Origin of the sequence: Bacillus sp. NPDC094106, assembly GCF_044764345.1 — a bacterium.
Taxonomy (GTDB): Bacteria; Bacillota; Bacilli; order Bacillales; family Bacillaceae_G; genus Bacillus_A.
On the sequence record NZ_JBIWHY010000013.1, the window covers coordinates 109,223 to 122,793 of the forward strand.

18 protein-coding genes are annotated in these 13,571 nt (G+C 35.7%); 10 read left to right on the top strand and 8 right to left on the bottom strand.

Going from position 1 to position 13,571, the window contains the following annotated elements:
• Nucleotides 1-14: 14 nt before the first annotated feature.
• Complete coding sequence (pdaB, locus tag ACIQ7L_RS19095; RefSeq protein ID WP_483861810.1) at nt 15-740, top strand: polysaccharide deacetylase family sporulation protein PdaB; 726 nt, start codon at nt 15-17, stop codon at nt 738-740.
• 38 nt (nt 741-778) lie between these two features.
• Here pdaB and sspO read toward each other — a convergent pair whose 3' ends face one another.
• On the bottom strand, nt 779-928 hold the full coding sequence (gene sspO / locus ACIQ7L_RS19100; protein WP_006095643.1) for a small acid-soluble spore protein O: 150 nt from the start codon (nt 926-928) through the stop codon (nt 779-781).
• A 295-nt stretch (nt 929-1,223) separates the two neighbouring features.
• Here sspO and acnA point away from each other — a divergent pair, with 295 nt between their 5' ends.
• Nucleotides 1,224-3,947, top strand: a complete 2,724-nt coding sequence (gene acnA / locus ACIQ7L_RS19105; RefSeq protein WP_400571018.1) for an aconitate hydratase AcnA — start codon at nt 1,224-1,226, stop codon at nt 3,945-3,947.
• A gap of 95 nt (nt 3,948-4,042) precedes the next feature.
• Here acnA and ACIQ7L_RS19110 read toward each other — a convergent pair whose 3' ends face one another.
• The 4 genes from ACIQ7L_RS19110 to ACIQ7L_RS19125 are packed head-to-tail and all read right to left on the bottom strand — an operon-like array spanning nt 4,043 to nt 5,532.
• Nucleotides 4,043-4,369, bottom strand: a complete 327-nt coding sequence (locus ACIQ7L_RS19110) for a YmzC family protein (RefSeq protein WP_400571019.1) — start codon at nt 4,367-4,369, stop codon at nt 4,043-4,045.
• Nucleotides 4,370-4,392: 23 nt separating this feature from the next.
• Nucleotides 4,393-4,605, bottom strand: a complete 213-nt coding sequence (locus ACIQ7L_RS19115) for a hypothetical protein (protein WP_400571020.1) — start codon at nt 4,603-4,605, stop codon at nt 4,393-4,395.
• Between the two features lie 56 nt (nt 4,606-4,661).
• On the bottom strand, nt 4,662-4,931 hold the full coding sequence (locus ACIQ7L_RS19120; RefSeq protein ID WP_400571021.1) for a hypothetical protein: 270 nt from the start codon (nt 4,929-4,931) through the stop codon (nt 4,662-4,664).
• Between the two features lie 10 nt (nt 4,932-4,941).
• A complete protein-coding gene (locus ACIQ7L_RS19125) occupies nt 4,942-5,532 on the bottom strand; it encodes a DUF4306 domain-containing protein (RefSeq protein ID WP_400571022.1) in 591 nt (196 codons plus the stop codon).
• 198 nt (nt 5,533-5,730) lie between these two features.
• On the opposite strand from ACIQ7L_RS19125, the gene ACIQ7L_RS19130 reads away from it, so the two are divergent.
• The 5 genes from ACIQ7L_RS19130 (at nt 5,731) to tlp (ending at nt 8,183) form a co-directional block, all read left to right on the top strand.
• The gene (locus ACIQ7L_RS19130; protein ID WP_400571023.1) at nt 5,731-6,306 is read left to right on the top strand and encodes a redoxin domain-containing protein; all 576 of its coding nucleotides are present in this window, start codon (nt 5,731-5,733) and stop codon (nt 6,304-6,306) included.
• 118 nt (nt 6,307-6,424) lie between these two features.
• The gene (locus ACIQ7L_RS19135) at nt 6,425-7,372 is read left to right on the top strand and encodes a 3'-5' exonuclease (RefSeq protein WP_400571024.1); all 948 of its coding nucleotides are present in this window, start codon (nt 6,425-6,427) and stop codon (nt 7,370-7,372) included.
• A 157-nt stretch (nt 7,373-7,529) separates the two neighbouring features.
• A complete protein-coding gene (locus ACIQ7L_RS19140) occupies nt 7,530-7,673 on the top strand; it encodes an FbpB family small basic protein (protein WP_097894566.1) in 144 nt (47 codons plus the stop codon).
• 43 nt (nt 7,674-7,716) lie between these two features.
• Nucleotides 7,717-7,851, top strand: a complete 135-nt coding sequence (sspN, locus tag ACIQ7L_RS19145; RefSeq protein WP_400571025.1) for an acid-soluble spore protein SspN — start codon at nt 7,717-7,719, stop codon at nt 7,849-7,851.
• A gap of 107 nt (nt 7,852-7,958) precedes the next feature.
• Entirely contained in the window at nt 7,959-8,183 is a 225-nt protein-coding gene (gene tlp / locus ACIQ7L_RS19150) for a small acid-soluble spore protein Tlp (RefSeq protein WP_097894540.1), read from the top strand.
• Nucleotides 8,184-8,198: 15 nt separating this feature from the next.
• On the opposite strand, the gene ACIQ7L_RS19155 is transcribed toward tlp, so the two are convergent.
• On the bottom strand, nt 8,199-9,491 hold the full coding sequence (locus tag ACIQ7L_RS19155; protein ID WP_400571026.1) for a glycoside hydrolase family 18 protein: 1,293 nt from the start codon (nt 9,489-9,491) through the stop codon (nt 8,199-8,201).
• A 109-nt stretch (nt 9,492-9,600) separates the two neighbouring features.
• Between ACIQ7L_RS19155 and ACIQ7L_RS19160 the strand changes: the two genes are divergently transcribed.
• The gene (locus tag ACIQ7L_RS19160; protein WP_097894542.1) at nt 9,601-10,020 is read left to right on the top strand and encodes an acyl-CoA thioesterase; all 420 of its coding nucleotides are present in this window, start codon (nt 9,601-9,603) and stop codon (nt 10,018-10,020) included.
• 26 nt (nt 10,021-10,046) lie between these two features.
• Here ACIQ7L_RS19160 and ACIQ7L_RS19165 read toward each other — a convergent pair whose 3' ends face one another.
• Both ACIQ7L_RS19165 and plsY read right to left on the bottom strand, forming a co-directional pair.
• The gene (locus ACIQ7L_RS19165) at nt 10,047-10,337 is read right to left on the bottom strand and encodes a HesB/YadR/YfhF family protein (RefSeq protein ID WP_097894543.1); all 291 of its coding nucleotides are present in this window, start codon (nt 10,335-10,337) and stop codon (nt 10,047-10,049) included.
• A 108-nt stretch (nt 10,338-10,445) separates the two neighbouring features.
• Nucleotides 10,446-11,042, bottom strand: coding sequence for a glycerol-3-phosphate 1-O-acyltransferase PlsY (plsY, locus tag ACIQ7L_RS19170; RefSeq protein ID WP_097894544.1), 597 nt, complete (start codon nt 11,040-11,042; stop codon nt 10,446-10,448).
• Between the two features lie 223 nt (nt 11,043-11,265).
• Between plsY and ACIQ7L_RS19175 the strand changes: the two genes are divergently transcribed.
• Both ACIQ7L_RS19175 and nrdG read left to right on the top strand, forming a co-directional pair.
• Nucleotides 11,266-13,122 (top strand): anaerobic ribonucleoside triphosphate reductase, encoded by a 1,857-nt coding sequence (locus tag ACIQ7L_RS19175; RefSeq protein ID WP_400571027.1) that lies wholly within the window; start codon nt 11,266-11,268, stop codon nt 13,120-13,122.
• Nucleotides 13,119-13,571, top strand: coding sequence for an anaerobic ribonucleoside-triphosphate reductase activating protein (nrdG, locus tag ACIQ7L_RS19180; protein ID WP_400571028.1), 453 nt, complete (start codon nt 13,119-13,121; stop codon nt 13,569-13,571). Before ACIQ7L_RS19175 ends, nrdG begins: the two co-directional genes overlap by 4 nt.

The following is a 13,571-nucleotide window of genomic DNA, read 5'->3' on the forward strand; positions in this document are numbered from 1 at the left end:
CTTCTGGAATGAATATGTTAAGACGAAAAATTGTTATAACAATCATTTGTTTAATTTGTTTGGTACATATATTTCAAGTGGACAAAGTGGAAGCGAAAATGTTATTGAGAAAAGAATTAGAGCCTACTGGCTATGTAACATGGGAAGTACCGAATAATGAGAAAATTATTGCAATCACATTTGATGATGGTCCAGATCCGACATATACGCCGCAAGTACTAAAATTATTAAGCCAATACAAAGCTGAAGCAACCTTTTTTATGATTGGCTTTCGAATTCAGAAGAATCCGTATTTAGTCAAGCAAGTACTGAAAGAAGGACATGAAATTGGAAATCATACGATGAATCACTTATATGCCAAAAGTGCATCTGATGAAAAATTAAAAAATGATATTTTAGATGGGAAGAAGTATTTAGAAAAATGGGCGAAGGAACCGTTGCTATTTCGTCCTCCGGGCGGATATATTAATGATGCTGTATTTACAACGGCGAAAGAAGCGGGATATCAAATCGTTTTATGGTCTTGGCATCAAGATCCACGAGATTGGGCAAATCCAGGTACTGAATCCATTGTAAATCATGTCGTGAAAAATGCCAAAAGTGGAGATATTGTCTTGTTACATGATGGAGGAAATGATCGCAGTCAAACGGTGGCTGCACTAGCGAAAATTTTACCTGAACTTCAAAAGAAAGGGTATCGATTTGTAAAAGTTTCAGAACTGTTACGTTATAAGCATTAAATAAAGATCCCAAAAGGTAGCCCTTTTGGGATTTTTCATTACTGATTCTTTTTTCGTTTTTTATTATTTTGACGCTGCGCAGGTGTTAACGGTTCGTTTGCGAACTCTTCATTATAACCAGTTCCTTGGCCTTGTGCTGATGCAGCATTCATTCCTGGAATGACATGATTTGCTTTTCGTTTACCCATTTGATTTCACCTCGATCATATTTTCCCTATAGACAACAGAATGAGTTGCTCATTACATGTATAAACAGTAAAGGAAAGCTTCCAAGAGAAAGCTTTGCTTTATGGTAATAGTATTCATAAGGAGGGCGAAGACTATTCAAATTTCGAGAGATAAAGAAAACTTATAATAAACTATAAGTTTCTTATTATTTACTTATTTAGAAAGTTGTAATAAGATATTATCGTAAGGTATTGAAAAATTTGTCTACATTTTATATTCAGACAACTTAGTCACGTTTAACAGGGGGGAAACATAATGGTCAAACATAATCCATTTCAATCTCGTGCAACATTTGAATTAGATGGAAAAACGTATCATTATTATCAATTGAAAGCGCTTGAAAACGCAGGGGTTAGCAACGTATCACAATTACCGTATTCTATTAAAGTTTTGCTTGAATCTGTACTTCGTCAAGTTGACGGACGTGTAATTACAGAAGAGCATGTTACAAATTTAGCGAAGTGGGGAACGAAAGATGTTCAAGATATTGATGTTCCATTCAAACCATCTCGTGTAATTTTACAAGACTTCACAGGTGTTCCAGCTGTTGTTGATTTGGCTTCACTTCGAAAAGCAATGGCAGACATGGGTGGGGATCCTGATAAAATTAATCCTGAAATTACTGTAGACCTTGTAATTGACCACTCTGTACAGGTTGATAGAGCGGGTACAGCAGACGCGCTTGCATTCAACATGGACTTAGAGTTTAAACGTAATGAAGAACGTTATAAATTTTTAAGCTGGGCACAAAAATCATTTGATAACTATCGTGCAGTTCCACCAGCAACAGGTATTGTACACCAAGTAAACCTTGAGTATTTAGCACCAGTTGTTCATGCAGTGAAAAATGCTGAAGGTGAATTAGTTGCATATCCAGATTCATTAGTTGGAACAGATTCTCATACAACAATGATTAACGGTATCGGTGTTCTTGGATGGGGCGTTGGTGGTATTGAGGCAGAGGCAGGAATGCTTGGACAACCTTCATACTTCCCAGTGCCAGAAGTAATTGGTGTTAAATTAACTGGTACACTTCCAAGCGGTACAACAGCAACAGACGTTGCATTAAAAGTAACACAAGTATTACGTCAAAAAGGTGTAGTTGGTAAATTTGTTGAATTCTTCGGTAACGGACTAAAGAGCATGCCTTTAGCTGACCGTGCAACAATTTCAAACATGGCACCAGAATATGGTGCAACTTGTGGATTCTTCCCGATTGACGAAATTTCATTAGATTACTTACGTTTAACAGGAAGAGATGAAGAACAAATTCGCGTTGTTGAAGAATACTGTAAAGCAAACGGTTTATTCTATACAGCAGACAGCAAAGATCCAATTTATACAGACCTTGTTGAAATTGATTTAAATACAATTGAATCTAACCTTTCAGGACCAAAACGTCCACAAGATTTAATTCCACTTTCAAATATGAGAGATGAATTCCGTAAAGCGGTTGTGGCACCAGTTGGAACACAAGGACTTGGATTCAATGAACAAGAATTTGATAAAGAAGTGAAAGTTGCATTAAAAGATCAGGAAGTAACGATGAAGACAGGTGCAATTGCAATTGCTGCAATTACAAGCTGTACAAATACATCTAACCCATATGTATTAATTGGTGCAGGCTTAGTTGCAAAAAAAGCAATTGAAAAAGGACTTAAAGTACCTGGCTATGTAAAAACATCATTAGCACCAGGGTCTAAAGTTGTTACAGAGTACTTAGATAAATCAGGTTTAACAACATATCTAGATCAATTAGGATTCCAAACAGTTGGTTACGGCTGTACAACTTGTATCGGTAACTCTGGTCCATTAGCATCAGAATTAGAAGAAGCGATTGCAGCAAATGACTTATTAGTAACATCTGTTTTATCTGGTAACCGTAACTTTGAAGGTCGTATCCATCCGCTTGTAAAAGCAAACTACCTAGCATCACCACCACTTGTTGTGGCATATGCACTTGCAGGTACTGTTGATATTGATCTGAAAAATGATGCTCTTGGTAAAGATGCAAACGGTAACCCTATTTACTTTAACGACATTTGGCCATCAGCTAAAGAAATTGAAGAAGTGGTTCAAAGCGTTGTAACATCTGAATTGTTCAAAAAGGAATATGCGCAAGTATTTAATAGCAACGAACGCTGGAATGAAATCCAAACTTCAAATGAAGCGTTATATACTTGGGATAATGACTCAACATATATCCAAAACCCACCGTTCTTTGAAGGATTATCAAAAGAACCAGGTGAAGTAGAACCACTTGCAGGTTTACGTGTAGTTGGTAAATTTGGAGATTCTGTAACAACAGACCATATTTCACCAGCAGGTTCAATTGGTAAACATACACCAGCAGGTCGCTATTTATTAGAAAATGGCGTACAGCCGGTTGACTTTAACTCTTATGGTTCTCGTCGTGGTAACCATGAAGTTATGATGCGCGGTACATTCGCGAATATTCGTATCAAAAACCAAATCGCACCAGGAACAGAAGGTGGATATACAACTTACTGGCCAACTGGTGAAGTAACATCTATCTATGATGCTGCAATGAAATATAAAGAAGATGGTACTGGACTTCTTGTAGTTGCTGGTAAAGATTACGGTATGGGAAGTTCTCGTGACTGGGCTGCGAAAGGTACAAACCTTTTAGGTATTAAAGCAGTAATCGCAGAAAGCTTCGAACGTATTCACCGTAGTAACCTTGTATTAATGGGTGTATTACCATTACAATTTAAAGAAGGCGAAAATGCTGAAACATTAGGTCTTGTTGGTAACGAGTCATTTGAAATTCAAATTGACAAAACAGTTAGACCACGTGACCTTGTAAAAGTAGTTGCAATTGACCAAGACGGAAACAAAAAACAATTTGAAGTAGTAGCACGCTTCGATAGTGAAGTTGAAATCGACTACTACCGTCATGGTGGTATTCTGCAAATGGTTCTTCGCGAGAAAATTGAAGAGTCTAAGGTGTCAAACTAAGAAAGATATTGTAGTAAACGAGAAAAGTAAAATATTTTCAATCAAAATGAGGAAGCTGACTGATGTTAGCTTCCTTATTTTATGGGCAGTTATCTTTATTCGGGTTTATTGATCTTGTATTCGTATGTAGAATAATTTTCGGTATTAAATTCTTTTACTAATATAATCTTATTTGTGTCCGGAGCATATTTGAAAATTTTGATAGTATGTCTATCGCCACTTGCAGGATTATTTTCTTGTAAAGCAAATGTATTTTCTGCAATTTGTATCATATTACTAGTTGGTACATCCATTCTTGGAGAGTCGTGATTTGTAGAGACTTCAACAACCTTCCCTCTGTCAAAAAATATTAGGATTAGAATTAAAATGACAAAACATATGCGTATATAGCGTAGTTCTTTACTAATTGGATGCTCTCCCATAGCATTCGTCCTTTCTATAATTATTATGAACTAGAGATTGTTGTAATGGTGTAGAAGCTAATAATGCCAAGCGTGGTTAATAAAATAAAGGATACCAAAGCCGTATAAATGCAAACCCGGCCGATTTTTCTTCTTTCAGGATCTTTACTAAATAGAGAGATGATCCATACGATAATGCCAATAGGATAGAATATGAAACTAAAAATATAGAGAATAGCTTTTTCAAATGAGTGCATAAGAACCCTCTTTTCTTTTCAAATAAGGGTATCTGCTATAAATGTAAAAATATTCCTTATTTTAACTTTTTTCTTCGTCTTATAATCATTGCTGTGATATAAGAAAGAATGGAGTAGAAGGTGCCATACAGTATCCAAGCATCAAAGTTGATGAGAACTACACGTAAATCCCATCCAGATACGATAATGAAAAAAATAGGTGGAATAAAAAAAGAAAAAAGAACAGAAAGCCATTTGAATTTATAAAGTAAGGCTCCAAGGGCAATAGCTAACAATGGTAAAATAACAAAAATAAAAGTGACAGGATGGATAAGTAATTGCAGCACGAGTAGCACCTCATGTGTTTTTATTTTTGCGGAAACGTATTTTATAGGAAACTTTAGAAACGATGAGCCCGATTATATAAAGAAAGCTTAGAATAAAAACGGTGCCAAAGATAGGTGATTTTTGAATTCCGTATAGCAACCTATCAATATAATAAATTTGATTTGTATCTGTAATGGATTTTGGTGAAAAGACTAAATATTTCTCCCAATTCTTTTCTGCAATAATCATCGTACCTTCGGAATGTGTAACGAGAAAGGTGTAAATAAAAATAGGAATAACAATCATAAGTTGTAAACCAATGAATCCTATTTTGTTTTTTCTCCAGTATAACCAACGTGTAATAATGATCCCTATTAAATATACAGCGGACAAAATGAGAATTGTTGCTGCAATTGGCTCGATTTTAAAAGCATAAATAAATGTGTCTATTATATAAATATGTCCTTTATCTGTAGTTGTTTGAGGGGTAAATACAAGATGATCTTTCCAGTTTTCAGAAATCATTAAGTAGCTCGCAATGATGCTTGTAACAAAAAATGAGACAAATAAGATGGGGAGGTTAAGTGTATATTGTACCCAATGGATAGTTGTTTTTTTCAAATGTAATCATCCTCCTGAAACTGTTTCTCTTCCTAATTATATGATAAAAAGGAAAAAATTTCATGTTTATACGGAATATTCTTTCTATTTTCCAGGGGAATATTTCCAAGCTTGTCCGTATAAGCTAAAATAAAGTATAAATACTATCGTTATTTTTTAGTGATATATAAAATGAGATAAACGATAAGGGTGATGTACATGTGGAGAAAGCTTACCATTGTTATCGTATTGCTTTGCTTAGCGGGTTATGCAGTCTACGAACAGAGCGGAAAAAATAAAAAACAACTAAGCGAAGAACCAGTAAAAAGTGAAGCGGCGATGAAAGAAGTGATTGCAAAAAATGGAATTGAAGTGGGAAAGATTGCACCGGATTTTGAGTTATCAAAATTAGATGGTACAACAGTAAAGTTATCGGATTTGAAGGGTAAGAAAGTTATTTTAAATTTCTGGGCAACATGGTGCGGCCCTTGTCAGCAGGAAATGCCGGACATGGAGGCTTTTTATAAAACACATAAAGATGATGTCGAGATTCTTGCTGTAAATTATACGGTCTCAGAACGAGCGAATGGAGAAGAAAAGGTAAAGCAGTTCGCGGAAGAGAAAGGACTCACTTTCCCTGTTTTACTTGATAAGGATATAAGTGTTACAACGACATATAAAGTGATTACTATTCCAACTTCTTATTTTGTAGATACAAAAGGTGTAATTCAAGATAAATTTATCGGACCGATGACACAAAAAGAGATGGAGAAACGAATTGCAAAACTCAAATAATAGTCAGGAGACAGGATTGGTAAAAGACCATTTCTGTCTTTTCTTTTTCATCAAACAGTTTGTTCATGATATGATAAAAGAAATTTGAAAGATAATAATAATTTGAGGAGAGTATGTTGTGGGACATTTAACTTTGCCAGGGGACTATGTTGTTATTGACTTTGAAACGACAGGATTTAATCCGTATAGTGATCGGATTATTCAAGTAGCAGCGGTTCGATACCGTAATCATGAACTAGCAGATCAATTTGTTTCTTTCGTAAATCCAGAACGGCCTATACCTAGCCGTATTACAAGTTTAACAGGGATCACAAATTATCGTGTTTCAGATGCACCAACGATTCAGGAAGTTTTGCCTTTGTTTTTAGCATTTTTAGGCGAAGACACAATCGTTGCGCATAATGCTTCTTTTGATATGCGTTTTTTAAAGAGTAACACGAATATGCTTAGGTTATCGGAACCTAAAAATAAAGTCGTTGATACGGTATTTTTAGCGAAAAAGTATATGAAGCATGCCCCGAATCATAAACTTGAGACTTTAAAAAGAATGCTCGGCATTCGTTTGAGTTCTCATAATGCACTGGATGATTGTATAACGTGTGCAGCGGTTTATCAAAAATGTGCAGCTATGCAAGAAGAAGGACAAAAGAAAACGAAAAAAGAAACGATTGAAGAAGAAATAGTATGCACATTAATAAAAGAAATGCTTGTGAAGCACAATCGTGATATAGAATGGGTTCGGAATGTAAGTGTTGGAAGTTATTTAGATATTAAAGCTTTTTATCCAATTGTAAGGTTGAAGGTAACAGGACGGAAAAAATATGTGCTAACGGAAAAAACGGAACAAGAAGTGTTAGAAATATGTACGAGTTTAAAATGCGAGCCGGCTTTAAAAAGTGAATTAGGTATAACGAGAATAATGATTGAAAGTTTAGATGACTTTACGAAGTTAGAAGGCTATATTTTGGAGGAATACGATTCAGTGTTGCGAGCTCTGCACGAGTATAAAGAAAATCAGGTGAATGCAGAGGAAGAGATTAAGAAGTATTTGAGTATAATGAAATAAAAAAATCCATTTGCAGTCTAGAGAAACTGCGAATGGATTTTTTGTGTACAATAAACTGTTCTTTATTAAAATATGAAGTTTTCTCATAAGTCTGATTAAAGAGTTTTTTATTTGTTCATACTAATAATAAGAAAGAGAAGAAGAAAGGATGAACAACATGAGAAGAAATCGTCGAAAAACATTCGAGGAACTTGTGAAGGAAAATAAGCGGCAACTACTAAGCGATCGTGATGCAATTGAACGGATTGAAGAACGAATTGAAAAACGTTATGAGATGAGGCTTTTTAAGCAAGCTGAATAATTCTTATCACTAGTATGATACTAGTGATAAGGAGGCGATAACGATGGGTAATCCAAAAAAGAATCCAAAAGACTTTGCACCGAACCACATTGGAACGCAATCAAAAAAAGCTGGTGGAAATAAAGGCAAGCAAATGCAAGATCAGACTGGAAAACAACCGATTGTTGATAACGGTTAAAGAAAAGGAGAATGTTTTCATTCTCCTTTTCTTTATGTGTGTACATAATCTAATTTGTTTTTGGAAAACTAACATGGTATGTATATCTCAATTAGGAGGGAAATAGCATGGCAGAGCAATATAAAGCGAATCCAGATGACCGAAGTGATAATGTAGAAAAATTGCAAGAAATGGTACAAAATACGATTGATAATTTTAATGAGGCAAAAGAAACTGCAGAGGTTTCAAATGAACAAGATCGCGCTGCAATTGAAGCGAAAAACCAACGCCGTTTAGAAAGTATTGATTCATTGAAAAGTGAAATAAAAGATGAATCTGAATATAATGGGTAAAAAGGCTGACAATCGTCAGCCTTTTTTTGTAACTGAGAAATTTTCAGTAAGTAAACGCCAATTTTGCGGGAAAGGAAGACCAATTTTCCAATAGCTAATACCGCGTATGCCTTGCTCTTTAATTAAATTAAATTTACTTTGAACTGACCGAGCATCTTCAAACCATACTTCATGCTGCACACCATTTTCATTAAAGTAATTAAAATGTGGTGCTTGAGCAGTGAAATCATAGCGAATTGGAACGTTATATTTACGAGCAAGGGCAACAGCTGAGACAGAACTAACAGCTTTTGCAGGAGGGTTCCCTGCTTTAAACGGAAGTGTCCAGTCGAAACCATATAAGTTTTGACCCATCATAATTTTGTGCGGCGGCATTTGAGATTTTGCATATTGGATTACCTGTTTTACAGGGCCAATAGGAGAAACTGCCATTGGCGGTCCGCCTTGCCATCCCCAGTCATAAGTCATAATCACGACAAAGTCAACAATTTCTCCTTGTGCTTTATAATCATGTGCTTCAAAAAATTTGCCTTTTTGTTTTGAACTTGTTTTTGGGACAAGTGTCGTACTTAACGTATATCCTTCAGGTAATCTTGCTTTTACATTTCGTAAAAAGCGGTTGTATGCTTCGCGATCTTCTGGAGCGACATTTTCGAAGTCGAAATGAATATCACGCATACCGTATTTCTCAGCTGTTTGTAGAATGTTAGTAATAAACTTATTTTGAATGGTAGTGCTTCTTAAAAGAATAGATGCTAATGCAGTGCTGAAGTTCCCATTTTCGATATTCGTAATAACGAGCATCGGGATTGTTTGTCCTCGCCTAGCGAGCTCAGCAATTCTAGCGGTTTCGGTTGGTTCTTTTAAAGTTCCATCTCTTTGTGCTTCAAAGCTGAAATAAGCCAAATATGTTAAATAAGGATTAATAGCTCGCGTAGCATTTACTAAGCTTTCTTTAATAGGTACCGTGGAAGGTTGCAAGTAGGCGATAGATTCTATCGCTCGTTTTGAGCCTTGTGGTACATATAATTGTTGCCCAACATGGAGAACGGATTTTAATGATAGATTATTAACTTTTGCTAAGCTGGCGAGAGGAACGTTATATGTTTGAGCAATTCGATAAAGACTGTCGCCTGGCTGTACGTAATAATTATTTCCTTTCGTATTTACAATAAGTGCCTGACCAACAACGAGTGTTTCAGCGGGATTCAGTCCATTATCTTTTACAATTTCTTCAGGTGTAGTGCCATATTTTGTTGCTAAACTATATACGCTATCACCACTACGAACGGTTACAATTTGAATCATATACTTGCTCCTTTCAGTAAAAAGATCCACCGTTTCTATTTTATTTTTGATTTCCCTGTATTATGATTAAATGTATGCAAGGAAACAGAAGTGTGAAGGAGATAGTGATATGTTTGTAGCAGAACATGAAATTGAAATCCGCTATGCGGAAACGGATCAAATGGGTGTTGTTTATCATTCAAATTATTTAGTATGGCTTGAACTAGGGCGTACGAAATTGATACAGGAATTAGGGTTTTCATATATTGAGATGGAGCAGGAAGGAATTATTTCTCCCGTATTAGATTTGCAAATTTCATATCGAAAAGCAATGCGTTATGGAGAAAAAGCAATTGTGAAAACGTGGATTGATTCAGTTAGTCCCCTTCGTGTTATATATGGATATGAAATTTATAATGGTGATGGAGACCTTTGTATTACAGCTACAACAACAAATATTTGTGCGAAAAAAGAGGGTTTTCGTCCTGTATCCTTTAAGAAACTATATCCTGAGTGGTATGCAAAATATGAGGAAATTAAGAAAAAATAAAAAAGCGTGGCGAAAGCCACGTTTTTTTATTTTTCATAATTAAATTGTGGGAAGTCATCACCATCATTAAAGGTAACGGATAGGTCGTGTCCATCAAAGAACCATTCATCATCACCTTCAACGAAGAAAGTGATGCCTTCTTCCTGAATTTGAACAGCTGGATGTGCAGGGTCATCTTTACGGATTCCTAAAGAAAGACCTTTTTGTACGGTACTACAGCCACCATATTGTACGAAAAAGCGAAGCATATCGCCAGATTGTAAGTTTAATTCATCTTTATACCAATTTACTGCTTCTTTTGTTACGGAAAGATTCATGTATAGTTCCTCCAAATTATGTTGCTTTTTCTTTAGTATAAAAAATAACGCAAAAAGACGCTATTAATATGCTTTGCGTTTTCTTTTTGCGTTATGTGGGCTACAATCTTACTTTTGTTTCTTTGTAAAATTTGCTTTCGGTTCAGTTTTATTTATAATTCGTCCAATATTTGCACGGTGTCTATAAATAACCATACCAGCTACTAAACACATCGCAACAATGAAGATCTTATCCCCGTTAATAATCGATGCAATAACAGCGAAAATAGCTGTTACCATAGAAGAAAGTGACACGTATCTTGTCGTAAATAGAAGGGTGAAAAAGACAACGGCTAATACTAAAAAAACAACTGGCGCATAGCATAAAAGTACTCCAGCAGTAGTTGCAACTGCTTTTCCACCACGGAATTTTGCAAAGATTGGATATATATGTCCAAGAATTGCAGCTAATCCAAACCAAAGAGGATGGATATGTAAGCCGAAAATTAGCGGCAGACCTGTTGCTAACGTTCCTTTTAAAATGTCGGAAATTGTAACGATAAAACCAGCTTTTTTCCCTAGTGTACGAAAAGTATTCGTTCCTCCTAAATTACCGCTACCATGCTCGCGAATGTCGATTCCATAACCAATTTTCCCAACAACAAGTGCAGATGGAATCGAGCCGAGTAGATAGGCAACGACCAATAAAAGATATGTAATAAGCATAAGTTCAGTCTCCTTTATTCAAATGTGTTGATAAAGGGTAAAAAGAGTTTTTCCCGTATATTGTACCATACATTTGTAAAGAGCACATTTTTTTTGTAAATGAAAATTCAATGTTTCTTAAAAAAACTTTCACAGGAATGTTACATTTTTCACAGAACCAGTCGAACTATATGTTGTATCATTTTGTTAGAGAAGTGACAAGATATAGTTGGAGGGTTAAGTAATGCTGAAACAAAGTATACATGGAGAAGAGCTTGTGAAGATTTTTGAAACGATTGTCCACGGTGATGAACAAGACTTAATGCAAGAAAATGCAAATGTTGATGGACGATCTCCAATGGGAATGATGGGAACATTTGCATCGGAGAGTGCGAAATATTATGCGGTGGAATATTTACTTTCCGAACAAGTAAAAAAAGCAATGGATCAAAATATAGTATACCCACATGATTTAGATTTTTATGCGACAGGTACGACAACATGTTCTCAAATTCCTTTAGCGCAAATGCTTGAAAAGGGATTTCATACAGGGCATGGACATATGAGGCAACCACAAGATATTAAAAGTGCGTTGGCGCTTGCTTCCATTATTTTTCAAGCAAATCAAAATATGCAGCATGGTGGTCAATCATTTGCATTATTTGATATTGATTTAGCACCATATGTAAGAAAAACATTTGAAAGAAATAAAAAACGATTAGCAAACTATCCATTAACAAAAGAACAAGTAGAAGAATTTGCATGGAAGGAAACAGAAAACGATACGTATCAAGCTTGTGAAGCTTTTATTCATAATTCAAATAGTATGCACAGCCGAGGTGGTGGTCAAGTTCCGTTTATTTCGATTAACTATGGAACGGACACATCAAAAGAAGGCAGATTGTTAGTTAAACAATTATTACGAGCAACGCAAGCAGGGTTAGGAAAAGGAGAGACACCGATTTTCCCTATTCAAATTTTAAAATTGAAAAAAGGTGTGAATTTTGAAGAAAATGATCCGAACTATGATTTATTTGAATTGGCACTAGAAACGACAGCTGAACGATTGTTCCCGAATTTTTCATTTTTAGATGCACCGTTTAATGCAGTCCATTATGATGGTCGCCCTGAAAGTGAAGTATGTTATATGGGATGCAGAACTCGTGTTATGTCTAATATTCATGGAGAAGAAACGGCAATTGGAAGAGGGAATTTATCGTTTACTTCCATCAATCTAGTAAAACTAGCATTCATGAGTGGTTCAAAAGAGGCGTTCTTTAAGGTGTTAAATGATTATGTAGATCTTGGTATTCGTCAATTGCTAGAAAGGTTTGCGTATCAATGTACAAAAAAAGCAAGAGATTTTCGGTTTTTATATTCACAAGGCGTATGGCGAGGCGGAGAGAAACTGCAGCCTGAAGATTCTGTTGCGGAGATTTTAAAACAAGGAACATTAAGTATTGGTTTTATTGGCCTTGCAGAATGTTTAGTTGTTTTAACAGGAAAACATCATGGAGAAGATAAAGAATCATGGAATCTTGGATATGAGATTGTTACCTTTATGAGACAGAAAATGGATGCAGCAACGGAAGAACATCAGTTGAATTTCTCTTTAATTGCAACACCTGCAGAAGGACTATCAGGTAAGTTTGTTAAAAAAGATCGAGAAGAATTTGGAATGATTAGCGGTGTAACAAATCATAATTATTATACAAATTCATTTCATATTCCGGTGTATTATAACATTCAAGCGATAGATAAAATACGTTTAGAAGGGCCATTTCATGCACTTTGTAATGCTGGGCATATTACGTATATTGAATTAGATGGAGCAGCAGTTCATAATCAAAAAGCCTTAAAACAAATCGTGCAGGCAATGGCGCAGTATGGAGTAGGATATGGGTCAATTAATCACCCTGTCGATCGTTGTAAGTGCTGTGGTTATCATGGTGTCATTCGTAATGAATGCCCAAGTTGCGCAAATGAGGACGAGCATGAGATAGAAAGAATTCGTCGTATTACTGGATACCTTGTAGGAGATATGTCCAAATGGAATAGTGCAAAACGTAGTGAAGAAGCGGATCGGGTGAAACATAAATGAAAGTTATGAACATTATTCATGATAGTGTAGTAGATGGGGAAGGATTGCGGACAGTCGTGTTTTTTGCGGGCTGTCCGCATCGTTGTATAGGCTGCCATAATCCAAAGTCGTGGAATATTTGTAATGGAACAGAAATGACCGTAGAAGAAATGATAAAAGAGATTGCTAAAAATCCGCTCACTGATGTAACCTTTTCAGGTGGAGATCCATTCTTTCAAGCTGCGGAAGTGAAAAAGGTAGCAAAAGCTGTGAAGGACTTGAAAAAAAACTTATGGATTTACACTGGTTATACGTTAGAAGAGATACAGAGTTCCCGAAATAATGATATGATAGAGTTGTTACACTATGGGGATGTTTTGGTCGATGGAAGGTTTGAACTCGATAAAAGAGATTTAACACTTCCATTTCGCGGAAGCTCCAATCAACGTATTATTCGATTGAAAGAGTAA